The sequence below is a fragment of the Roseateles sp. NT4 genome (genome assembly GCF_051857475.1).
GTDB lineage: Bacteria > Pseudomonadota > Gammaproteobacteria > Burkholderiales > Burkholderiaceae_C > Pelomonas.
Genome location: NZ_JBPZGZ010000001.1, coordinates 1,364,475 through 1,385,436, shown reverse-complemented (window position 1 = coordinate 1,385,436; position 20,962 = coordinate 1,364,475). Strand labels below are relative to the sequence as shown.

General features: G+C 67.2%; 25 protein-coding genes, 1 tRNA gene and 1 riboswitch. Of the genes, 12 read left to right on the top strand and 14 right to left on the bottom strand.

The window, feature by feature from the left end; translation table 11 throughout:
* The first annotated feature begins 7 nt into the window (after positions 1-7).
* Positions 8-808: a hypothetical protein gene (locus ACS5PN_RS06440; protein WP_439463101.1), complete on the top strand. Its 801-nt coding sequence runs from the start codon at positions 8-10 to the stop codon at positions 806-808.
* Between the two features lie 72 nt (positions 809-880).
* Here the strand turns inward: ACS5PN_RS06440 and ACS5PN_RS06435 are convergent, their stop codons facing one another.
* The 6 genes from ACS5PN_RS06435 to modB form a co-directional block, all read right to left on the bottom strand.
* Positions 881-2,044 (bottom strand): NF038122 family metalloprotease, encoded by a 1,164-nt coding sequence (locus ACS5PN_RS06435; RefSeq protein ID WP_439463100.1) that lies wholly within the window; start codon positions 2,042-2,044, stop codon positions 881-883.
* A gap of 198 nt (positions 2,045-2,242) precedes the next feature.
* Complete coding sequence (locus ACS5PN_RS06430; RefSeq protein WP_439463099.1) at positions 2,243-2,986, bottom strand: acyl-CoA thioesterase; 744 nt, start codon at positions 2,984-2,986, stop codon at positions 2,243-2,245.
* A 133-nt stretch (positions 2,987-3,119) separates the two neighbouring features.
* Positions 3,120-3,327, bottom strand: a riboswitch (cobalamin riboswitch).
* Positions 3,328-3,379: 52 nt separating this feature from the next.
* Positions 3,380-4,177, bottom strand: coding sequence for a TOBE domain-containing protein (locus tag ACS5PN_RS06425; RefSeq protein WP_439463098.1), 798 nt, complete (start codon positions 4,175-4,177; stop codon positions 3,380-3,382).
* Positions 4,174-4,935: an ABC transporter ATP-binding protein gene (locus ACS5PN_RS06420; protein ID WP_439463097.1), complete on the bottom strand. Its 762-nt coding sequence runs from the start codon at positions 4,933-4,935 to the stop codon at positions 4,174-4,176. The genes ACS5PN_RS06425 and ACS5PN_RS06420 overlap by 4 nt, the downstream gene beginning before the upstream one ends.
* The gene (gene modA / locus ACS5PN_RS06415) at positions 4,932-5,672 is read right to left on the bottom strand and encodes a molybdate ABC transporter substrate-binding protein (RefSeq protein WP_439463096.1); all 741 of its coding nucleotides are present in this window, start codon (positions 5,670-5,672) and stop codon (positions 4,932-4,934) included. The genes ACS5PN_RS06420 and modA overlap by 4 nt, the downstream gene beginning before the upstream one ends.
* Positions 5,669-6,355: a molybdate ABC transporter permease subunit gene (gene modB, locus ACS5PN_RS06410; protein ID WP_439463095.1), complete on the bottom strand. Its 687-nt coding sequence runs from the start codon at positions 6,353-6,355 to the stop codon at positions 5,669-5,671. The genes modA and modB overlap by 4 nt, the downstream gene beginning before the upstream one ends.
* A 91-nt stretch (positions 6,356-6,446) precedes the next feature.
* On the opposite strand from modB, the gene ACS5PN_RS06405 reads away from it, so the two are divergent.
* Positions 6,447-7,376 carry a VTT domain-containing protein gene (locus tag ACS5PN_RS06405; RefSeq protein WP_439463094.1) on the top strand — a complete coding sequence of 310 codons (930 nt, stop codon included), beginning with the start codon at positions 6,447-6,449 and terminating at the stop codon, positions 7,374-7,376.
* Positions 7,377-7,472: 96 nt separating this feature from the next.
* Positions 7,473-7,646, top strand: coding sequence for a DUF3563 family protein (locus ACS5PN_RS06400; protein WP_439463093.1), 174 nt, complete (start codon positions 7,473-7,475; stop codon positions 7,644-7,646).
* A gap of 71 nt (positions 7,647-7,717) precedes the next feature.
* Here ACS5PN_RS06400 and ACS5PN_RS06395 read toward each other — a convergent pair whose 3' ends face one another.
* Entirely contained in the window at positions 7,718-8,353 is a 636-nt protein-coding gene (locus tag ACS5PN_RS06395) for a response regulator (RefSeq protein ID WP_439463092.1), read from the bottom strand.
* Between the two features lie 193 nt (positions 8,354-8,546).
* On the opposite strand from ACS5PN_RS06395, the gene ACS5PN_RS06390 reads away from it, so the two are divergent.
* From ACS5PN_RS06390 to ACS5PN_RS06375, 4 genes are read left to right on the top strand one after another with little or no spacing between them, the layout of a single operon-like run.
* Positions 8,547-8,810, top strand: a complete 264-nt coding sequence (locus ACS5PN_RS06390; protein ID WP_439463091.1) for a hypothetical protein — start codon at positions 8,547-8,549, stop codon at positions 8,808-8,810.
* Positions 8,807-9,271 carry a BON domain-containing protein gene (locus ACS5PN_RS06385; protein WP_439463090.1) on the top strand — a complete coding sequence of 155 codons (465 nt, stop codon included), beginning with the start codon at positions 8,807-8,809 and terminating at the stop codon, positions 9,269-9,271. The genes ACS5PN_RS06390 and ACS5PN_RS06385 overlap by 4 nt, the downstream gene beginning before the upstream one ends.
* Positions 9,264-9,800 carry a ferritin-like domain-containing protein gene (locus tag ACS5PN_RS06380; RefSeq protein ID WP_439463089.1) on the top strand — a complete coding sequence of 179 codons (537 nt, stop codon included), beginning with the start codon at positions 9,264-9,266 and terminating at the stop codon, positions 9,798-9,800. The genes ACS5PN_RS06385 and ACS5PN_RS06380 overlap by 8 nt, the downstream gene beginning before the upstream one ends.
* A 12-nt stretch (positions 9,801-9,812) precedes the next feature.
* Positions 9,813-10,232, top strand: a complete 420-nt coding sequence (locus tag ACS5PN_RS06375; protein ID WP_439463088.1) for a response regulator transcription factor — start codon at positions 9,813-9,815, stop codon at positions 10,230-10,232.
* 26 nt (positions 10,233-10,258) lie between these two features.
* Here the strand turns inward: ACS5PN_RS06375 and ACS5PN_RS06370 are convergent, their stop codons facing one another.
* Positions 10,259-10,747 (bottom strand): hypothetical protein, encoded by a 489-nt coding sequence (locus tag ACS5PN_RS06370; protein WP_439463087.1) that lies wholly within the window; start codon positions 10,745-10,747, stop codon positions 10,259-10,261.
* 224 nt (positions 10,748-10,971) lie between these two features.
* On the opposite strand from ACS5PN_RS06370, the gene ACS5PN_RS06365 reads away from it, so the two are divergent.
* The gene (locus ACS5PN_RS06365) at positions 10,972-11,610 is read left to right on the top strand and encodes a BON domain-containing protein (protein ID WP_439463086.1); all 639 of its coding nucleotides are present in this window, start codon (positions 10,972-10,974) and stop codon (positions 11,608-11,610) included.
* Positions 11,611-11,691: 81 nt separating this feature from the next.
* On the opposite strand, the gene ACS5PN_RS06360 is transcribed toward ACS5PN_RS06365, so the two are convergent.
* From ACS5PN_RS06360 to ACS5PN_RS06350, 3 genes are all read right to left on the bottom strand, one after another.
* Positions 11,692-12,240: a hypothetical protein gene (locus tag ACS5PN_RS06360; protein WP_439463085.1), complete on the bottom strand. Its 549-nt coding sequence runs from the start codon at positions 12,238-12,240 to the stop codon at positions 11,692-11,694.
* Positions 12,241-12,389: 149 nt separating this feature from the next.
* Positions 12,390-12,935 carry a 2'-5' RNA ligase family protein gene (locus ACS5PN_RS06355; protein WP_439463084.1) on the bottom strand — a complete coding sequence of 182 codons (546 nt, stop codon included), beginning with the start codon at positions 12,933-12,935 and terminating at the stop codon, positions 12,390-12,392.
* Positions 12,936-13,043: 108 nt separating this feature from the next.
* Positions 13,044-13,119, bottom strand: a tRNA-Ala gene (locus ACS5PN_RS06350).
* Positions 13,120-13,170: 51 nt separating this feature from the next.
* Between ACS5PN_RS06350 and ACS5PN_RS06345 the strand changes: the two genes are divergently transcribed.
* From ACS5PN_RS06345 to ACS5PN_RS06330, 4 genes are all read left to right on the top strand, one after another.
* A complete protein-coding gene (locus ACS5PN_RS06345) occupies positions 13,171-14,055 on the top strand; it encodes an alpha/beta hydrolase (protein WP_439463083.1) in 885 nt (294 codons plus the stop codon).
* A 77-nt stretch (positions 14,056-14,132) separates the two neighbouring features.
* Positions 14,133-14,552, top strand: a complete 420-nt coding sequence (locus ACS5PN_RS06340; protein ID WP_310260518.1) for a rubrerythrin family protein — start codon at positions 14,133-14,135, stop codon at positions 14,550-14,552.
* Between the two features lie 152 nt (positions 14,553-14,704).
* Positions 14,705-16,057, top strand: coding sequence for a (Fe-S)-binding protein (locus ACS5PN_RS06335; protein ID WP_439463082.1), 1,353 nt, complete (start codon positions 14,705-14,707; stop codon positions 16,055-16,057).
* A complete protein-coding gene (locus ACS5PN_RS06330) occupies positions 16,054-16,632 on the top strand; it encodes a DUF3501 family protein (protein WP_439463081.1) in 579 nt (192 codons plus the stop codon). Before ACS5PN_RS06335 ends, ACS5PN_RS06330 begins: the two co-directional genes overlap by 4 nt.
* Here the strand turns inward: ACS5PN_RS06330 and ACS5PN_RS06325 are convergent.
* The 3 genes from ACS5PN_RS06325 to map all read right to left on the bottom strand — a co-directional run bounded on the left by ACS5PN_RS06325 (position 16,629) and on the right by map (position 20,957).
* Complete coding sequence (locus tag ACS5PN_RS06325) at positions 16,629-17,444, bottom strand: hypothetical protein (protein ID WP_439463080.1); 816 nt, start codon at positions 17,442-17,444, stop codon at positions 16,629-16,631. The two genes, ACS5PN_RS06330 and ACS5PN_RS06325, sit on opposite strands and share 4 nt — an antisense overlap.
* 87 nt (positions 17,445-17,531) lie before the next feature.
* Positions 17,532-20,120: a [protein-PII] uridylyltransferase gene (locus tag ACS5PN_RS06320; protein WP_439463079.1), complete on the bottom strand. Its 2,589-nt coding sequence runs from the start codon at positions 20,118-20,120 to the stop codon at positions 17,532-17,534.
* A gap of 3 nt (positions 20,121-20,123) precedes the next feature.
* Positions 20,124-20,957: a type I methionyl aminopeptidase gene (gene map, locus ACS5PN_RS06315; RefSeq protein WP_439463078.1), complete on the bottom strand. Its 834-nt coding sequence runs from the start codon at positions 20,955-20,957 to the stop codon at positions 20,124-20,126.
* Positions 20,958-20,962 lie beyond the last annotated feature (5 nt).

Here is a 20,962-nt window from a genome sequence, read left to right as displayed (position 1 = left end):
ACGAATCATGAACACCAGCAACCCCGAGGACATCTCGGCCGGCTTCACCGCGGCCCGCGCCGCCGGCCGGTCGCTGCCCGCCTACCCCGGCACGCCGCCCGCCACGCTGGCCCAGGCCTATGCCGTGCAGGCTGCCGCCATCACCCGCTGGCCTGACGCCGTGGCCGGCTGGAAGGTCGCCCGCGTGAACCCGGCCTTCGCCGCGCAGTTCCCCGAGGAGCGCCTCATCGGCCCGGCCTTCGCCGCCAACATCCACCGCCCTGCTGCCGGCGAGGCCGCGCAATGCCCGGTGTTCGACGGCGGCTTCGCGGCGGTCGAGGCCGAGGTCGTCGTCGTCGTGGCCGAGGACGCGCCCGCCGGCAAGGCCGACTGGACGGCCGACACCGTCGCCCCCTTCGTCAAGTCCATGCACATCGGCGTCGAAGTGGCCAGCAGCCCGCTGGCGACGCTGAACGACATCGGCCCCGGTGCCGTCATCTCCGACTTCGGCAACAACTGGGGCGTCGTTGTCGGCGCCGAGATTGCCAACTGGCGCGAGCTGGAGACGATCGACGTCGAGACCTTCATCGATGGCCAATCGGTCGGCGCCGGCAAGGTCGCCCTCAAGCCCGGCCCCTTGGGTGCCTTGGCCTTCACGCTGAACAAGCGCGCCCAGCAGGGCGAAATCCTGCGTGCCGGCGACGTCATCTCGACCGGCATGATCACCGGCGTGCACGACATCCGCATCGGCCAGCAGTCGCGGCATGTGTTTGCGGGCGTGGGCGAGGTGCAGGTGCAGATCACTCGCGCGGTGGCCGTGGGCACCTGACACGGCGGCCCCATGAAGATCGCCCCGGTGCAGGTCTGCAACCGGGGCGATCCGTCAGAAGGGCGCTAGGGTTCAGCCTTGCTGCTTGCGGCGGCGCGTGACCAGCCCGGCAGCCAGCAGGCCCAGGAAGGCCACCGACCAGGTCGCCGGCTCCGGCGCAGCGAACTGCTCGTAGATCTGCGCCGTCGTCAGCTCGTAGGCCGGGTTGGCCAGCACGTCGAAGTTCACGTTCCAGCCGATGGCATCAAAGGCAGCCAGGTCCAGGGCGGTGACCGAATCCATCTTGCCGCCGCAGATGTAGGGGTTCATGACGCCCAGGAAGTTGTTGCACGGCGTGGCCTGGTTGGGTTCCTTCCAGTGCGAGGCCTGGTTGCCGTCGCCGGTGGTCTCGCCCGTCGAGAAATAACCGCTCCACAGCGGCGTGGCGCCGCCGTCCAACGAGAAGTAGGAGGGCTCGTTCGGTGCCCAGTTCAGCTGGCCGGTGGCGCTGTAGCGGAACATGTCCAGGCCGTAGCTCCACCAGGCATCGTCGACCGAGCCGGCGTAGCCGTCGCTGTAGTCGAAATCGTCGGCCCCGCTGACGAAGCCCAGCGCATGCCCGATCTCGTGGATGGCCACGCCGATGAAGTCGTAGCTGCCCGCCGTGATGCCGTCCGTCGGGTTGAAGTCGAAGGCGAACTGGTTGGAGAACTGGATGGTGCCGTCGATGAAGCTGGGACCGAAGTTGGCACCCAGGGCCTTGGCGTTGGCCGTGGTCAGGGCCAGCGTACTGTTGATGGCGTTGTCGGGAGCCAGTCGGGTGCCGCCGGCGACGTTGATGCCGGTCTGGTTGGCCGGTGAGAGATAGGACGGCACCAGGGCCGACACGCCGCCATTGCCGTTCAGCGGCGACAGGTTGGCCACGGCCAGGTTGTCCAGCGCACTGGTCTTGGTGGCGTTCAGCGCGCTGTAGTAATCAGAGATGGGCACGAACTGGGACAGGCTGGAGCCGGTCGAGCCCAGCACGCCCGGCGGCAGCCCGCCGTAGCCCACGTTCAGTTCGATCGTGGCGTTGTTGGTGAGGACCGATTCCCAGTACTTCGCGGCGATCCTGAAGCCCACCTCGGCCTGCGTGCCGGTCACCTGGGCGGCGCCGCCGATGTCGTGCAGGATGATGGTGGCTGCACCTGCGGGTGCAGCCAGGGCAAATGCCGAAGCCGCCCCGACGATGAATGACTTGATTGCCGCGTTGGCCATTGAACTTCCCTGTCTATGCGAGTGAGCACGAATGAGGCGCGGATGCTAGTGCGCAAATCACGGGCGCCCGCACGGGGAAACGATGTGAGCCCCCCTGGCTGAGGGGGTGAGCAACGGCCTGGTGGGCACTGGCTTGTCGGGTTAGGGGGGCGGGTGACGTGGCCAGTCCCAGCCCTGACCAGGACGCCGGTGCCCGCATTACTCAACCGCCACGAAAACCAGTCGTCCCGAGGTGCAGTGGCGCCGTTCGCCCGTGCTGGGCGATTCGGCCCACATCTCCACCTGGACCTGCACGGAGCGGCGGCCGACGCCCGTCACGGTGGCAGTCACCTCGACCAGTTCGCCCACATGGGCCGGCGCGCGGAAGTCCAGCTTCTCGCTGGCGGCCATGACGATGGTGCGGCGGACCTGACGTGTCGCCGCGACAAAGCCGGCCTTGGCCATCCACGCCATGGCCGGCCCGCCATGCAGCAGGCCGCGATGGTTGGCGTGACCCGGAAAGACGATCTCGGCCACCAGGGCGGAGGCCAAGGTCGTGTCGGCGGGCAACGCTGCCTGCGCTACAACGGCAGCGCCATCCCCCTCGCCGGCCTGTCTCACCATCACGAACTCGCCGCTCAGGCAGTCGGTTCGTGTGCCGCTGAGCAGGTCCTCGGCAATCAGCCGTGTGTGCACGGTGACGGAGCGGCGGCCTCGCTGGAGTACCGTGCCATGGCATTCCACCAGATGCCCGGATGGCGCCGGCGCGGCGAAGTCCAGCTGGCCGACGGATGCCGTGACGACCGATCCGCGCAGTGCCTTGCTGCCCATGATGAAGGCCATGCGGTCCAGCATGGCCAGCGCCGCGCCGCCGAACAGCGTGCCGTGGTGGTTGGATTGATCGGGCCAGACCATGTCGACGACGACCATGGTGGCGGGGGCTTCGGTGATGTGATGGCTCAAGCGCTTCTCTCCAAAAGGAGGCGGAGGCTTGGCAAGACCAGGCACCACGGCGGCGCCACCCGGGCGGCGCAAGCCCCGAGCAACACGCGCCACGCGGCGGCGGTTCTTGCTCGGAGACACCCCGCCCCAAGACACAAACATGCGCCGCGCGGCAGGTCTCCTGGCTCTCGGGTCGCTGCCTCGCGCGCGCCTTCCCGGCACAAGGCCAGTGGCTATGGCGCGCGAAGCTCGCCGATCACAGTTGCGGGGGCAGCCACAGCATGAGCCGCCGATGACGGCTCTTCTGTCGTTCCCTTTTCATCCCTGCCGTCAGGCAGAGAACCGCGGGCGGGAAGATTATGGCGGGCGGGGCGTCGGGCCCCCGGAGCCTTTCCCAAAACCGCCCAGCACATCCTAGCCGCGCACGGCCAGCATGACGGCGTGGGCCTTGAACACGGCCGTGGCCTGCTGGCCGGCGGCCAGGCCCAGCGCATCGACGGCGTCATTGGTGACGCTGGCGGTGACGACGGCGCCGCCCGGCAGCGTCACGCCGATCAGGCTGGACACCGCGCCGCGCTGCACGCGCGAAACCGTGCCGGCGAGCTGGTTGCGGGCCGACAGCTTGTAGCCGCCGAAGTCGGTCACCAGCACGACCTCGCTGGACTTCACCAGGGCCAGGGCCTCCTTGCCGGTCTGCACCTGCAGTTCCTGGGCGGCCAGGGTCGTCAGCGAGGCGGTGATCTCCTGGCCGCCGTCCAGCGCGACGCGCACCGTCGTCGTGGCCGGGCCTGGGTTGACGCCCGCGATGCGGCCGAGAAACTGGTTGCGAGCGGTGGTCTTCATGGACATCCTCCTCAGCAGGGCGGTGAGCCCCGGTTGTTCGTTGAGCCAGGCTTCCTGTTCACCCAGGAAAGCGGCGAGTCGCGACTGTAGGCCGCGCCACGCGACGAGCAAGGCCTGACCCTCAGCGGTCAGCTGGGTGCCGCCGCCACCGCGGCCGCCGGTGGCCGTCTCGACCAGCGGCGAGTGGGTCAGCGCGCCAGCGGCGTCCAGCACCAGCCAGGCGCCCTTGTAGCTGTAGCCGGCCGCACGCGCGGCCTTCTGCAGCGAGCCGGTCAGCGCCAAGGCAGCCAGCAGGTCGAAGAAGCGGCCGTCCAGCCGGCCTGCCAGGCGCAGTTCGCCTTGCAGCAGCGGGTGGTCGCCGGGGTTCATGGCAGCTGCATCTTCAGGAAGTCGCGACGCTGCTGTTCCCCGGGCCGCAGCGAGCTGCTGTCCAACAGCTCGCGGCCCTGGCCCTTGTCCAGATCGACCTCGCCCGTGATCCGGCCGCCGTCGACGACATAGGCGCGGTTGGCCAGCGCCGCCACGTCGTCGAGGTCGTGGGTGATCATGACGGCCGGGATGCCCCAGCGCTCCCGCACGGCGCGCAGCTCATCGCGCAGTTGCTGGCGCAGCATGGGGTGCAGGGCCGCGAAAGGCTCGTCCAGCAGCAGCACCTGCGGATTGCAGGCCAGGGCCCGGGCCAGGGCGACGCGCTGCTGCTGGCCGCCCGACAGCGTGGCCGGCTTGCTGCCCGCCATGGCTGTGAGGCCGAAGGACTCGATCAGCTCGTCCACGCGCGCCGCGTCGTCGGCTTTGAGGCGCCGGCGCCAGCTCGTCAGGCCGAAGCCGATGTTGTCGCGCACGCTGAGGTGGGGAAACAGGGCGTAGTGCTGGAAAAGATAGCCGACGCCGCGGGCCTCGGGTGGCAGGTTGATGCCGGCCGCCGTGTCCAGCAGCGCGCGGCCGTTCAACTTCACATGGCCCGCCTGCACGGGCAGCAGCCCGGCCATGGCCTGCAGCGTCAGCGACTTGCCCGCGCCCGAGGGACCGTAAAGGGCGACAAAGGGCGCATCGGTGGCAAAGCCGATGTCGAGGTCGAAGCGGCGCTTCGCGTCACTGACGGAGAACTGGAGTCGGACGTCGATCAAGGCTTGGCAAAACCGTACTTGGCCAGGATGGCCTGGGCCTCGGCCCCACCGAGGTAGTTGACGAAGTCTCGCGCCAGCGCGGCCTGCTTGCTGTCGGCCACGACGGCGGCGGGGTAGGTGATGGGCGCGTGGCCGCCCACCGTTGCGGCGACGCGCACCTTGTCCTTGGCAATCTCGGCGTCGGTACGGTAGACGAAGCCGGCCTCGACCTCGCCGCGCGCCACATAGTCCAGCACCTGGCGCACGTTGTCGGCGAAGACCAGCTTGGGCGTCACGGCCGACCACAGCTGGGCCGTGCCCAGGGCCTGCTGGGTGTAGCGGCCCACCGGCACGGAGGCGATCTTGCCGACGGCGATGCGGCGGACCTCGGGCTTCTTCAGGTCGGCCAGCGCGGCGATGGCGGGCGCACCCTGGGTCGGCGTGACCAGCACCAGGGAGTTGGCCGCGAAGTCGCGCCGCGTGTCAGTGGCGATGAGCTTCTGGTCGGCACCGCGGTTCATGGTCTCCTGGTCGGCGCTGACGAAGACGTCCACCGGCGCGCCTTGCGCGATCTGCTGCAGCAGCACGCCCGAGGCAGCGAAGTTGAAGCGCAGCGTGGCGCCCGGCTTGCCGGCCTCGAAACCGGGCGCCATCTCCTTGAAGGCATCGGTCAGGCTGGCGGCGGCCGAGACGGTCAGCTGCTGGGCGCCGGCAAGCAACGGCAGTGAGAAGGCGAGGGCCGCGAGCAGTCGTTTCATGGCGAGGGCGGGCGTTGCAGATAGCGGTTGGACAGCACGAGGATGGCGACCGACACGGCCGACACGATGAGGGCCAGCATCAGGGCCAGATCGTCGCGACCGGCCTGGACGGCGTCGTAGATGGCCATGGAGGCGGTCTGGGTCTGGCCGGGGATGGAGCCGGCCACCATCAGCGAGGCGCCGAACTCGCCCATGGCGCGGGCGAAGGCCAGCAGGGTGCCGGCCAGGATGCCGGGCCAGGCCAGCGGCAGGGTCACGCGCACAAAGCTGCCCCAGGCCGACTGGCGCAGCGTGCGAGCGGCGGCTTCGAGGTTGCGATCGACCTGGGCGAAGGCACTGCTGGCGCCCTTCAGCACCAGAGGCAGGGCCACAAGCGTGGACGCGATGACGGCGCCATGCCAGTTGAAGATGACGCTGTAGTCGAAGTGTTCGCGCAGCCAGCCGCCGAGGGCACCGCGCCGGCCCATCAGCACCAGGATGCCGTAGCCCAGCACCGTGGGCGGCAGCACCAGGGGCAGCATGCAGATGGCTTCCAGCAGTCCGCGCCCGGGCAGCCGCGTGCGGGCGAAGACCCAACCCAGGGCGACACCCAGCAGCAGGGCCAGCCCCGTTGCGAAGACGGCCACACGCAGCGTCAGCGCCAGCGGGGCGGCATCGAACTGGCTCCAGAGGTCGGCAGGCATGGTGTCGTAATGTAATCGGCTACATCACGAGATCCTTCCCGGGCTGCTGACATCAGGGAGATGGTGTTCCGACTATCCTCGCCAGCCAATCATGCTGAACGACCTCTTCTCCGAATACGGCCTGCTGGCCGTCGCCCTGGCGGTGCTGCTGGAACAGCTGGGCGCTCCCATCCCGTCCACGCCGGTGCTGCTGCTGGCGGGCGTGGAGTCGGCGACGCGGGACGGATTCGCCTTGCGCAGCTTTGTCGTCGCCACGCTGGCCGCCCTGGTGGCCAACGGGCTGTGGTTCTGGGCCGGCCAGCGCCTGGGCCGGCGCGTGCTGGCGACGCTGTGCCGCATCTCCATCTCGCCGGACAGCTGCGTGCGCCAGAACGAAGCCAGCTTTGCCCGCCGTGGCGTGCTGACCCTGGTCATCGCCAAATTCGTGCCGGGCCTGTCCATCCTGGCGCCGCCGCTGGCCGGCGCCCTGGGCATGCCGGCCGCGCGCTTTGTCGGCTGGAATCTGCTGGGTTCGGCCTTGTGGGCCGGCGTGGCCATCGGCGTGGGGCGGCTGTTCCATGAGCAGATCGACGATGTGCTGCATGCCCTCAGCCATCTGGGCGGTGTCGCCCTGGCCCTGGCTGGCGTGGCCCTGCTGGCCTATATCGGCTGGCGGTTGTGGCGGCGCGCCGTCGTCAGGCGGGAACTGGATCGCTTCGAGCGCCTCGGCCCCGCCGAGGCCCTGGCCCTGGCGCAGCAACGCGGCGATATCGTGTTCGTCGACGTGCGCGCCTGCTCGCCGACCATGCCGCTGGAAAACCGCATTCCCGGCGCCCGGCATCTCGACATGGGCGCCCTGGGCGAAACCGCCCTGGCCGGCTGGCCGGCGGCTTCGGTGTTCATCACCTACTGCGCCTGCCCGGGCGACGCCTCCGCGGTGCGCGCCGCGATCTGGCTGAAGCAGCAAGGGCACCAGGCCCAGGTGCTGCGGGGCGGCATCGAGGCCTGGGCCCAGGCCGGGCTGGCCCTCGAGCCGGGGTGACGCAGTTCACGAAGCTTGGGTTGTGCGGGCATGGTGTTAACCCTATAATAGGGTTTACCCGATAAACGCAACCGGCCAAGAGCCACCCCAGCCCAAATGGAACTGATCCACAACCTCTTCTCCTCCCTGCGCAGCGCCCTGACGCTGGAGACCCAGTCCGATATCGACGAAAGCTATCTGTCGGACGCCATCGACCACGCCGACCTCGAGCGCCGCATTGCCGCCCAGTCGCGTGCCTCCTCGGCGTCGCCGCTGAATATCGGCCGCTGAGCCGAACCGGCGATCAAACGCAAACGGCCCCGTGAGGGGCCGTTGTCATTTCCGGGATCCCCTTGCTGGGTTTACTGGATCAGGCCGTTCTTCAGCGCGTAATAGGTCAGGTCGCTGTTGGTCTCGAGCTTGATCTTCTCCAGCACCCGGGTGCGGTAGGTGCTGACGGTCTTGACGCTGAGGAACATGGCCTTGGCCATGTCGCCCACGGTCTCACCCTTGGCCAGGCGCAGGAAGACCTGCAGTTCGCGTTCCGACAGCGACTCGTGCAGAGGCCGGTCGGTGCCACCGCCGGCCACGCCGTCGGCCAGCAATTCCGCCACCGTCGGGCTGATGTAGCGCCGGCCGCGTGCCACGGTGCGGATGGCGTTGGCGATCTCCTCGGGATCGCATTCCTTGTTCAGATAGCCGCTGGCGCCCTGGCGCAGCAGCGCCGTGGCGTAGTGGGTTTCCGGGAAGCCGCTGAGGATGAGGATGGGCAGCTCGGGGAAGCGGGTCTTGATGGCCGACAGCGCATCCACGCCGCTCTGGCCGGGCATGGAAATGTCCATCAGCAGCACATCCACCTCGCCGCCGCGCGCCAGGTCGAGAGCGTCGCGCCCGTTGCCGGCTTCACCCGTCACGCGCAGGTCGACGTTCTCGCTGAGGAACTGGCGCAGGCCGGACCGCACGATGGCGTGGTCGTCAACGATGCCAATGCGAATCATGTTGCGCTCCGAATCAGTTGTGAGTACGAGTAAAGCGTAGCTATGGCAAACGGCATGCGCGATCAGCGCTGTCCTACAAGGCCTATAGGCCGGGCGCTTGTCCTACGGTTCCGTGCGGGAGCCACCGGCAGCCGGAAACGCTGCGGTTTTGCAAAGTCTGGCCACGGCCATGCCGGCCCTCATGGAGCGAGCGATGAGAACCTTGACCGACAGCCTGTCCCGTCTCGTACCGCCACCGCCGCTGTGGCTGGTGCTGGTGTTCGGCACTGTCGTTGGCGCCGCCTTGTTGATGGCCCTGGTCGACACCCTCCGTGAACATGTTCGCCATGGCGAGGAATTGCGCCAGTGGCAACGAGTCGGCGTTGTCCGACAGCCGATTGGCACCGTGGTCACCGCTGCGGCGCAGACGCAGCAGCCACAGTTGGCCACATCGTTTTCCCAACCGCTTCAGCGATGAAGAAAGGACGCATGATGAACCGCATCACCACCTCCCGCGCCGCGCAGATCGGCGCCCTGGCCCTCGTGGCCGCCTTGGCCGCCTGCAGCAAGCATGATGACCAGCGCACTGCCGGCCAGAAGCTGGATGGCGCCATCGCCGATGCCAAGCAGGCCGGCACTGAGGCCAAGGCCGATGCTCGCCAAGCCATGGACAAGGCCGAGGTCAAGCTGAAGGACGCGACCGCTGCGGCTTCTGAAGCTGCCACCGACGCAACCATCGTCACCAAGATCAACGCGGCGCTGATGGCCGACGACCGCCTGAAGGCGACCAAGATCGACGTGCGCGCCGAGGACGGCCGCGTGACGCTGACGGGCACGGCACCCGACGCCGGCTCGCAGGCCCGCGCCACGACCCTGGCCTCGGCCGTCAATGGCGTGCGCTCGGTGGACAACCAGTTGGTGGTGGCACGCAATGGCTGACATGCATACGCCGCTGAAACTGGATGAGGCTGGCCTGAAGGCGGCTCGCTCCGACCTCAGCGACGGTGCCGTCACGCCGGCCTACGGGCCCTGGCGTGACGACATCGTTCAGCTGTTGAACGGCGCGCTGGCTACTGAGCTGATCTGCGTGCTGCGTTACCGGCGGCACCACTTCATGGCCACGGGGCTGGAATCGCCCAGCATCGCCCAGGAGTTCCTCGTGCACGCCAACGCCGAGTTGGGCCATGCAGACCGCCTCGCAGAGCGCATCGTTCAGCTAGGCGGCGAACCGGACTTCAATCCGGTGGGCATGCCGGACCGCAGCCATGCGGACTACGACGCCGTGAACGATCTCAAGGCCATGATCAAGTCCAACCTCATCGCCGAACGCGTGGCCGTCGAGAGCTATCGCCAGATGATCCATCTCGTGGGCGACAAGGACTCGACGACCCGGCGCCTGCTGGAGGACATCCTGGCCGACGAGGAAGAGCATGCCGACGAGTTGAAGGACTGGATGGCCAGAGCCTGAGAAAGCGTTGCCATGTCCTGCGTGCGTGCCTTCCTCGTCGAGAACAGCCCGGTCATCCGGGAGAACCTGGCGGGCACGCTCGAGGAACTGGCCAACGTGGAAGTCATTGGCAGCGCGGCCGACGAGGAGTCGGCTGTGCACTGGATGTCGCGCGAGTCAGCTCGCAAGGCTGACATCGTCATCGTCGACATTTTCCTGAACTCCGGGTCCGGACTGGGCGTGCTGCAGGCCGCCCAGCGTCTGGGTGTTTCGGCGCGGCGCATCGTGCTGACCAACTACGCCACCGACGACGTGCGCCGCCGCTGCGCCAGGCTGGGCGCTGAACGCGTGTTCGACAAGTGCCGCGACCTCGAGGCGCTCATCAGCTATTGCGCCGATCTCGCCGATGGTTCCGTGGTCAATGGTCTGGATCTGCCGGCGGGCGGGCGCTGATCGCGCTCCGGCCCGCTTTCCCTCACTTACCAGGTCGCTGAATAGCTCAGCATGACGCGGCGTGCCTGTGGGCGCAGGGTGAGGCGGCTTTGCGAACTCAACTGGTACGAGAAGGCACCACGCAGGCCGGTGAGGCCTTGGCCCTTGGGCCGCTCGAAGGCCATGCGCGAAGCCCAGCCGCTGTCGCGTTGCCAGACCGGTGTCTCCACGCCACCGCGCAGCTTGCCGCTGAAGTCATAGCTGACGCCGGCCCAAAGCGCCTCGCGCACCGAGGCCTGCGGCCCGAACTGGACCGGTGAGCGCAGCTGCTGCTCCAAGCCCATCTGATAGCTCCACCGCGAGCGTTCGCGCTGGCGGCTCAGCCACTGCGGGTCGCGCCAGTTGAGCTCGGGGTCGGGGGCGTACTGCGGCGTGGCCTGGCCTGCCAGGTTGACGGTGGTGGTCGTGCCCATCTGCGCGTGCACAACCTGGGTCAAGGACAAACCGAGCAGGGGAAGGAGCAGGTGGAGCTTCATGGCAGCAACACTGGTAAGTCGTGTACTGAATGATGGGCAGCCAACGTGTTCTGCCGTGTCGGTCCCTGGCGGCAGCAGGTATCGGACAAACGGAAGCCTTGGTGAACGTGGCGACGCAGTGGCGCGCGGTCCTACAGTGGCCGTCTGCGCCCGCTGATGGGGGGGCACACCGCGGCCGGCCAGACTTGCTGCGTGAGGCCCGCCGGGCCCATCAGGAGATCGCCATGAGACCCGTCACAAGCCCCGAAGCAGAAGACTGGCGCGACCGTCTGCCGCCTTACGGTCAGGCCACCGATGCCACGATCACACCCCGCGCCCGCCGCTGGCGCGACGCCGATCTACCGCGGCGACGTTCGAGCGTCGGCGCCTGGGTGCTTGCCCTTGGGCTCGGTGCCGCCATCACGGCGATTGCCGTGGCCAGCCTGCAGGATCCCCGCAGCGTCGGAACCCAGCTGGATGACACGGTCGCCAACGTGCGCGGCCTGGGCCAGCGCATGGGACGGACGGTGGCGGATTCACAGAACGCCGCTGTCGAGGCGTCGCGCAATGCGGTGGATGGCGTTGGCACGGCCATCGACGACACCGGCATCAGCCTCAAGGTGAAGACCGCCCTGGCAGCCGATCCCGCACTGAGCGCATCGCGCATCGAGGTGACGACGTCGGCTGGTGTGGTGCGCCTGGATGGACCGGCACCCGATGCCGCGGCCAAGGAACGCGCCACGGTGCTGGCGGGCGCGCCGCAGGGCGTGCGTGGCGTGGACAACCGTCTGAGCCTGCCCCAGGCTGGCCGCGTCGTCGCGGTGGCCGATGGTGTGCAGCAGTCCTTGCTGCCAGCCGTCCCGGCAGCCAGCGCGCCCCGCTGATGTGAAACCGCCGGCACCTCAACAAAGAGGTCCGGCGGCTATGAGTTTCGCCCGCCGCGCTGATCGCGGCGGGCGATGTCATTACTGGAAGTAGCGAGCCTTGGCGCTGGCCTGGCAGCTGTCCTTGGCGTCGCCGGACAGGGAGTCGCAGCGTTCGTTGGCGACCTTGTAGTCGGCCTTGAGCTTGGTTTCCATCACGTCGGCCTCGGCGGCGGCGATCTTCTTGTTGGCCTTCAGATCGGCCTTGGCCTTGTCATGCTCGGCCTTGGCTTCGGCGACGCAGACGTCCTTGGCATTGCCGGACTTGTCATCGCACATTTCCTTGGCCAGCTTGTAGCGCGCCTCATAGCGCGACTCCAGGTAGTCGTTGTGATCCTTGACCGTGCCGGTGTATTGGTATTCGAGGTTGGCCAGGGCCACCTTTTCGTGGGCCTTGGCGCGTTCGACGCACACGTCCTTGGTGTTGCCGGCCAGCGAGCTGCACTTGTCGCGTTCGGCCTTGAACATGGCCTTGACCTCGTCCTTGGCCTGCGAATACACAGGCTTGGTCAGGTTGGCCGAAGCCGTGCCGGCCAGGCCGATCAGCGCGAGGGCACACAAAAGGCGGGAGGTGCGGATTTGCTTCGTCATGGGGATCTCCTTTGGCTTGATGGGTGGTTCCCTTGCCGCGGGCAAGGGAGATGCCACGCCAGTCAGAATAGAAATCCCGCCATGCCGGCCGTGTCGGCTGCTGGGCTTCGAAAAAGTCGGACAACGCCGCGTGGTCCTGCTTGTTCAGCTCAGAACAGGCAGCCTTGCAGGTCTGCCGGCACGGCCTGCAGGGACCAACGGTCGATGATCTCGTAGTCGTACTCCTCGTGGCTGCCGCCCACAACCAGCATTACCTCGCGCACTGGCCAGGCAATGGGGTCGATGTAGATCGGCACCAGCGGCTCCGGCGCCCGATAGCTGAGGGTCACATGAGGTGAGTGGCCCGGGCCTTCGCCGCAACCCTCCCGTAGCAGGCCGGTCAGGACCGACTCCAGCACATCGTCGAAACCGGGCGGACGGCCATGGGTCAGAAAAGCCCAGTGTTCTCGGCCGCCGATGCGGTTCAGCGTCAGCGTGAAAGCCTCGGCCGCGATGCCGGCCCCGACGCGGCGCAGCACGCTGCGCATGGACGGCGTGTCCAGGTAGCGGTCCGACCAGGTCTGGTGCCAGTTCGAGGCCGGGAACATGGCGTCGCCCAGGCGCTGATCGAGGCCATGCCTTGCGACGGCGGCCGACATCAGCTGCTCTACGTCGGTGGGCGGCTGGGAGATGAGGAGCAATCGGGGGAAGGTCACGGTGAGCCTCCGAAAATACTGTGTTTGCATACAGTATTTCATGGCGAGCCAAATGTCCAGCCCCGAATGAAAAAGCCTCCAAGGTTGCCCTTGGAGGCCGGCATCGGTTGGTGGAGAGGAGGAGGATCGAACTCCCGACCTCCGCATTGCGAACGCGGCGCTCTCCCAGCTGAGCTACCCCCCCACGCGACGCAGAAAGTATAGCCACGCGAAGTGGCTGCTATCGTCTTCGCCCATGACGCCCCGCAAGCCGACGGCCTGGTTCGAGGCCCAGTACAACAACCGCCAGCGCGTGACCGACAGTGCCGACATCCTCGGGCGCTGGGCCCAGGCTTCCGCACTTGTGCGCGAACGATCCAGCTGCCACCTGGACCTGCGCTACGGGCCCGATCCCAAGCAGACGCTGGATGTCTTCACGCCCGACCAAGGCGGTGGCTTCGCGCCCGTCCTCATCGTCATCCACGGCGGCTACTGGCGTTCACTGGACAAGTCGGACTATTCCTTCCTCGCCGCCAGCTTCACCGACGAGGGGGCCCTGGTCGTCGTGCCCAATTACGACCTATGTCCTGACGTCGGCATCGAGCGCATCGCCATGCAGCTCACCGAGGCCGTGGCCTGGGCCTGGCGGCATGCGGCCGATCATGGCGGCGACCCCAGTCGCATCGTGCTGCTCGGCCACTCCGCCGGTGGTCATCTGGCGGCCATGCTGAGCTGCTGCGACTGGAAACTCGTGGGCCGCGACCTGCCGCGGCGCCTGGTGCAGGGAGCGATGTCGATCTCGGGCCTGCATGACCTGGCGCCGCTGTGCCAGCTGCCTTTCCTGCAGGCTGATCTGAGGTTGGACGCGGCCAGCGCGCGCCGGCTGAGTCCCATCCACTTTCCGCCGCCGCGTACCCCGCAGACCCTGGTCGCCCTGGTGGGCGAGCAGGAGAGCGAGGAGTACCAGCGCCAGAACCAGTTGATCCGCTCGGCCTGGGGCGCGCGCGCCGTGCCCGTCTGCGAGGCTTTGCCGGGTTGCAACCACTTCACGGTGCTGCATGACCTGGCCGATCCCCAGGGGCGCTCCCACCAGATCGCGCGCCAGTTGCTGGGCCTGCGCTGGTATAGCGGCCTGCTATGAGGTGCATTGAAGCTAACGATTGGCTAGCCTGGCTTGCCCGGGAGTAGCGTGCCGGCTTTCCCCCACCGGAGACTGCGATGAGCTTGAAAGGATCCAAGACCGAGCAGAACCTGAAGGACGCCTTTGCCGGCGAGTCCCAGGCCAACCGACGCTATCTCTATTTTGCGAACAAGGCCGACATCGAAGGCCAGAACGATGTGGCGGCGCTGTTTCGTTCCACGGCCGAAGGCGAAACCGGCCATGCCCATGGCCATCTCGAATTCCTGGAAACCGTGGGTGACCCCGCCACCGGCCTGCCCATCGGGCCGACGCGCGACAACCTGAAGGCCGCCGTGGCCGGCGAAACCCACGAGTACACCGACATGTACCCGGGCATGGCCAAGACGGCGCGCGACGAAGGCTTTGACGAGATCGCCGACTGGTTCGAGACGCTGGCCAAAGCCGAGCGCTCGCATGCCAACCGCTATCAGAAGGCGCTGGACGCCCTGGTCGACTGACCCGAGATGGCTGCCGGGAAGCAGCCGTTTTCTTTGATCGCCGCATGCGCACAGGTGAAGGCGTGGCGGCGGGCCGAGCGACGGGCCGCCCCTAGCCGGCCCGCCATCTCCTCGGGAGATCGGCCAACGTAACCGTTGGACGAGAGGCAGACATGACAGCGAGAGAAGGCAACCTCGAAGCGCCCACTCGACACGCCCTCGACTGGAAGAACCCGGAGTTCTACGACGAGGCCGCCTGCCTCCACGAGATGGAGCGCATCTTCGACATCTGCCACGGCTGCCGCCGCTGCGTGTCGCTGTGCCAGAGCTTTCCGACGCTGTTCGACCTCGTCGACGAGGGCAGGACGGGCGAGCTGGACGGCGTGGACAAGCAGGACTTCTGGAAGGTCGTCGACCAGTGCTATCTGTGCGACCTCTGCTACATGACCAAGTGTCCCTATGTGCCGCCGCACCCGTGGAACCTGGACTTCCCCCACACCATGCTGCGCGCCAAGGCCATCAAGTTCCGCAAGGGCGAGGTGGGGGGCGGCGAGAAGTTCCTGGCGTCCACCGACGTGCATGGCCAGTTTGCCGGCATCCCCATCGTCGTGCAGGCCGTCAATGCGGTGAACCGCACGAAGTTCGCGCGCAAGCTGATGGACTCGCAGCTCGGCGTGCACCCGGACGCCTGGCTACCCGAACTGGCCTCCCAGCGCTTCCGCTGGAGCGCGCCCAAGGCCTTGTCGCATGTCGTCACCCACGGTGAGCGCACGCCCGGCAAGGTGGCCATCTTCTCGACCTGCTACGTCAACTACAACGAGCCCGGCATCGGCTTTGACCTGATCAAGGTGCTGGAGCACAACGCCATTCCCTATGTCATCGTCGAGAAGGAAAAATGCTGCGGCATGCCCAAGCTGGAGCTGGGCGACCTGCAGACGGTGGAGAAGCACAAGTCCGCCAACATCGCCGTTCTCGCGCCCTATGCCAAGGATGGCTTTGCCATCCTGTCGGCCATCCCGAGTTGCACGCTGATGTTCAAGCAGGAGCTGCCGCTGATGTTCCCCGACGAGGCCGACGTCAAGCTGGTGCAGGACGCGATGTGGGACCCGTTTGAATACCTCGTTGCCCGCCACAAGGACGGCCTGCTGAAGACCGACTTCAAGCAGGCTCTCGGCAAGGTGTCGTATCACGTGCCCTGCCATGGCCGGGTGCAGAAGATCGGCCGCAAGACCGAGGAGATGTTCAAGCTGATTGGCCAAAGCGTCGAGGTCAAGCTCAACACCGTCGAGCGCTGTTCGGGCCATGCCGGCACCTATGGCGTCAAGACGCCTTACCACCCGGTGGCCATGAAGATCGGCAAGCCCGTCTTCAAGGCCATGGCCAAGGACGAACCTGATGTCATCGCCAGCGACTGCGCCCTGGCCAGCCACCACATCGCGCAAGGCATGGCCCAGGCCGGCACGCCAGCCAAGGCCGTGGCCCACCCGCTGACCCTGCTGCGCACCGCCTACGGAATCTCACCATGACCATCACGCCAGACAGCCTGATGACGCTGGAGGCCTATGCCAAGTTCCGCAAGGTGGAAAAGGCGGCGATCGTGGCCCACCGCCGCCTGCGCAGCGTGCGGCTGGGCGAACACCTGAACCTGCAGTTCGAGGACGAACGCACCATCCGCTATCAGATCCAGGAGATGCTGCGCATCGAGAAGATCTTCGAGGAGGAGGGCATCCAGGGCGAGATCGACGCCTATGCGCCGCTGGTGCCCGACGGCGGCAACTGGAAGGCGACGATGCTCATCGAGTACCCCGACCCCAACGAGCGCAAGCGCGAGCTGGCGCGGCTCATCGGTGTCGAGGACCGCATGTTCGTCGAGGTCGAAGGCCAGCCGCGCGTCTATGCCATCGCCGACGAAGACCTGGACCGCGAGAACGAGGAGAAGACCTCGGCCGTGCATTTCGTGCGCTTCGAACTGAGCGCGGCCATGCGCCAGGCGGTCAAGGCCGGCGCCGGCGTCAGGCTGGGCTGCGACCACACCCACTACCCGGCGCATGTGCAGATCGCACCGGAGACCCTGGCCAGCCTGGCGAGCGACTTGGCCTAGGCGTCGCTGCTGTCGAGCTTTCCCAGGTTGGATATCTCGTTGATCGTCTTGATCAAGTACTTCATTTCCTGGATCTGCTGAAGCCTGACGACTGCCGAACCGGACGTCTGGAGGAAATGCTCAGCAATGAAGCGTTGGACGGGCTGACTTGTGACTAGGTACAGGAACGCAAGGCCTCCGAAGACAAACCGGTACGCCTTGTGTTGGTGCAGCCTAGCCCACGTGGGCGGCACTACGAGTCCTTCCACCAATGTCTGCTCATTCATGACCATGAATATCAGGCAGCCGTACTGATCCGGTGGACCAGGGTCAGAACTCAATAGCATCTTCCGCAAGCGCTCGGCATGAGGGCCAAGTTGGACCTGGCTGAAGGCCGGCAGCGTCGACACGCCCGCGCGCCAGAGTATCGACATCTGGAGTAATTTGAAGGGTTGATACTCCAGAGAGCTAAGGTGCAGGCGGTCGCCTTCCTGCCTGATGCTGATCGGCGCGCCGCCCCGAAGAACCATGCTCACGTACCGTTCCCACTTGGCGAATAAGCCTTCGCAATCGTCGCAAAGCAGTGGCTCGCGCAACCCCTTCTGCAGAGTCTTGTTGGCCTCTAGCGGATCGGCGCTTATCTGCTCAAACCTGTGCTTCTCGTCGTATAGACCAAGGTACAGGAACTCCGGCACGATGTGAGAGCGTCGTATCGGACGATCAAGCAGGCACAGCGCACACTTCATGCAGTCCACAGTACCACGAGCAAATCGTTGGTTGACGCGCTCTAGCTGCTTACTTCTTTCCAGCGGCAACCGGCCGCTACGGCGCATGAGGTCGGCAGGAGCAGTGAGCCCATCGGCGGTCGCTTAGCGGTGCTTCGCTGCGCGACAAACGAAGTGGGCTGACTTGAAGTTCGCCTAGGCCGGCAGCGACACCGCGTCCAGCAGCTCGCTCTCGATCTGGATCTGCGCCTTGTTGTGCTGCAGGGCCGGGCCGTCGAGCAGGAAGGTGTCTTCCACCCGCTCGCCCAGCGTCGAGATCTTGGCCAGCTGCAGGTTGATGCCGTGCTTGGCCAGCACGCGGGCGATGGCATAGAGCAGGCCGGCGCGGTCGCTCGTCGAGATGGTCAGCAGCCAGGCGGTGGCCCGCTCGTCCGGGCGCAGCGAGATGCGCGGCGTGTAGGGGAAGCTCTTGACGCGGCGCGACAGCCGTCCGCGGCGTGGTTCGGGCAGGGGGCCGCCGGCCTGCAGGGCCATGGACAGCTTCTGCTCCACCAGCGGCACCAGGTCGCGGTGGTGCACATCGGCCTCCGGGCGGATGACCTGGAAGGTGTCCAGCGCATAGCCCTTGCGCGTCGTGTGCACCTTGGCGTCCAGGATGCTGAAGCCGGCGGTGTCGAAATAGCCGCAGATGCGAGCGAACAGATCGGGTTGGTCGGGCGAATACACCAGCACCTGCAAGCCTTCGCCGATGGGCGAGGGGCGGGCGCGCACGACCGGCACCTGCGTTTCGACATGGCGCCACAGCGAGCGCGCATGCCAGGCCAGCTCGGCGCCGTCATGGCGCGCGAAATAGCTGATGGCCAGCGTCTTCCACAGCGGCTCCTCGGTGCCGGGCAGCTGGGAGTGCAGGGCCAGGTCCTGGCGGGCCTCGGCCTTGCGCGCCTCGATCTCGGCATCGAGGTTGATCTTGGCGCCGCCCAGGGCCCGCAGCGTGATGCGGAAGAGGTCTTCGAGCAGCTTGCCCTTCCAGGCGTTCCACACCTTGGGGCTGGTGCCGCGGATGTCGGCCACCGTCAGCAGGTAGAGCGCCGTCAGGCGGCGCGCGTCGCCCACCTTGGCAGCGAAGGCGGCGATGACATCGGGGTCGGCCAGGTCCTCCTTCTGCGCCACCCGGGACATCGTCAGGTGGTGCTCGACGAGGAAGACGCACATCGTCGTGTCCTCGGCGCTCAGGCCGTGCTGGCGGCAGAAGCGCTTCACCTCGGTGGCGCCGAGCTCGGAATGGTCGCCGCCGCGCCCCTTGGCCACGTCGTGGAAGAGGGCGGCGATGTAGAGCAGCTCGGGCGTGTCGAACTGGGCGGCGAGCTGCGAGCAGAACGGGTACTCGTGGGCATGCTCGGGCACGAAGAAGCGCCGCACATTGCGCAGCACCATCAGGATGTGCTGGTCCACGGTGTAGACGTGGAATAGGTCGTGCTGCATCTGCCCGACGATGGCGCGGAACACCCACAGATAGCGGCCCAGCACCGAGGTCTGGTTCATCAGCCGGAAGGCATGCGTCTGGCCCTCGTGCTGGCGCAGCATGGCCATGAAGGTCGCGCGGTTGGCCGGGTCGCGCCGCCAGGCCGCATCCATCAGGCCGCGGGCGTTGTACAGGGCGCGCAGCGTGCGCGCCGACAGGCCCTTGATGCCCGGCGTCTGCTGGTAGATCAGGAAGGTGCGCAGGATGGCGTGCGGGTCGCGCTGATAGAGGTCGTCGCTGGCGACCTCCAGCATGCGGCCGCGGTCCAGGAAGTCCGGCTGGCCGTCGATGGGGCGCAGCAGGTCCTGCTGGGAGCCGTTGATCTGCTCTTCCAGGTTCAGCAGCAGGATCTGGTGCAGCTGGGTGACGGCCTTGGCCGCCCAGTAGTAGCGCCGCATCAGCACCTCGGAGGCGCGCTGGGCGCCCGTGCCCTCGAAGCCGAAGCTCTGGGCCACGGCGGTCTGCAGGTCGAAGACGAGGCGGTCTTCGCGGCGGCCGGCCACGGCATGCAGACGGGCGCGGATCAGCTTGAGCTGACCCTCGTTGCGCTGCAGCTGACGGCTCTCGAAAGGCGTGATGAGGCCGCGCTGGGCCAGGCCCTTCCAGGTCTTGCCCAGGCCCGCCGAGCGGGCCAGCCAGATCAGCATCTGCAGGTCGCGCAGGCCGCCGGGGCTTTCCTTGCAGTTGGGTTCCAGCGCGTAGGGCGTGTCGTCGAACTTGGTGTGGCGCTGCACCGTCTCCAGCGTCTTGGCGCGGAAGAAGGCCTTGGGGTCCATGGCCTGCATGAAGCGCTTGTGCATCTGCCGGAACAGCTTGACGTCGCCGGCCAGGGGCCGCGCCTCGAGCAGGGCGGTCTGGATGGTCACGTCGGCTTGCGACTCGCTCAGGCATTCGCTGAGCGTGCGCACCGATGAGCCGATCTCCAGGCCGAGGTCCCAGCAGGCCGTGATGAAGCTCTCGATGGCCGACTTCACGGGGCCGGGCTGGTAGGCCTCGACGCCGTCAGGCAGCAGCACCAGCACATCGACGTCGGAATGCGGGAACAGCTCGCCGCGGCCATAGCCGCCGACGGCCGCCAGGCAGGCGCCCTCGGGCATGCCGGCCTGGCTCCACAGCGAGCGCAGCGTGTCGTCGACATGGCGGGCCAGGCGGCGCAGCAGGGTCTCGGCACCCGTCTGGGTAGGCCGCGCCGCGAGGAAACCGTCGATCAGGGTCTGCTTGCCCGCCTTGAACTGCTGGCGGAGCTCGGCAAGGGTGGCCACGGCCTAGGCGACAGTGCTGGCGGTTGCCGCCGTGGCCTGCGTGATGAAGGCCGGCGGCGGCGGGCTGCCGGCAGACAGCGTCATCACCTCGTAGCCGGTGTCGGTGACGAGGATGGTGTGTTCCCACTGGGCCGACAGCGAGCGGTCCTTGGTGGCGATGGTCCAGCCGTCGCCCATCTCGCGGATCTCGCGGCGGCCCGCGTTGATCATGGGTTCGATGGTGAACATCATGCCGGGCACCAGCTCTTCCAGCGTGCCGGGGCGGCCGTAGTGCAGCACCTGGGGTTCCTCGTGGAAGACCTGGCCGATGCCATGGCCGCAGAACTCGCGCACGATGGAGAAACCGGCGTTCTCGGCGAAGGTCTGGATGGCGTGGCCGATGTCGCCCAGGCGGGCGCCGGGCCTGACCTTGGCGATGCCCTTCCACATGGCTTCATAGGTGAAGGCGCACAGGCGCTTGGCGGCGATGGAACCGTCGCCGACGACGAACATGCGGCTGGTGTCGCCATGCCAGCCGTCCTTGATGACGGTGACATCGATGTTGACGATGTCGCCGTTCTTCAGCGCCTTCTCGTTCGGGATGCCATGGCAGACCACCTGGTTGACCGAGGTGCAGATGGACTTGGGGTAGGGGATGTAGCCCGGCGGGCAGTAGTTCAGCGGGGCGGGAATGCACTGCTGCACGTTGACGATGAAGTCGTGAGCCAGCTTGTCCAGCTCATTGGTCGTGATGCCCGGCTTGACGTGGGGCGTCAGCATGTCCAGGACTTCGGACGCCAGGCGTCCGGCGATGCGCATGCCCTCGACATCGGCAGCGGTCTTGATCGTGATGGCCATAGGCC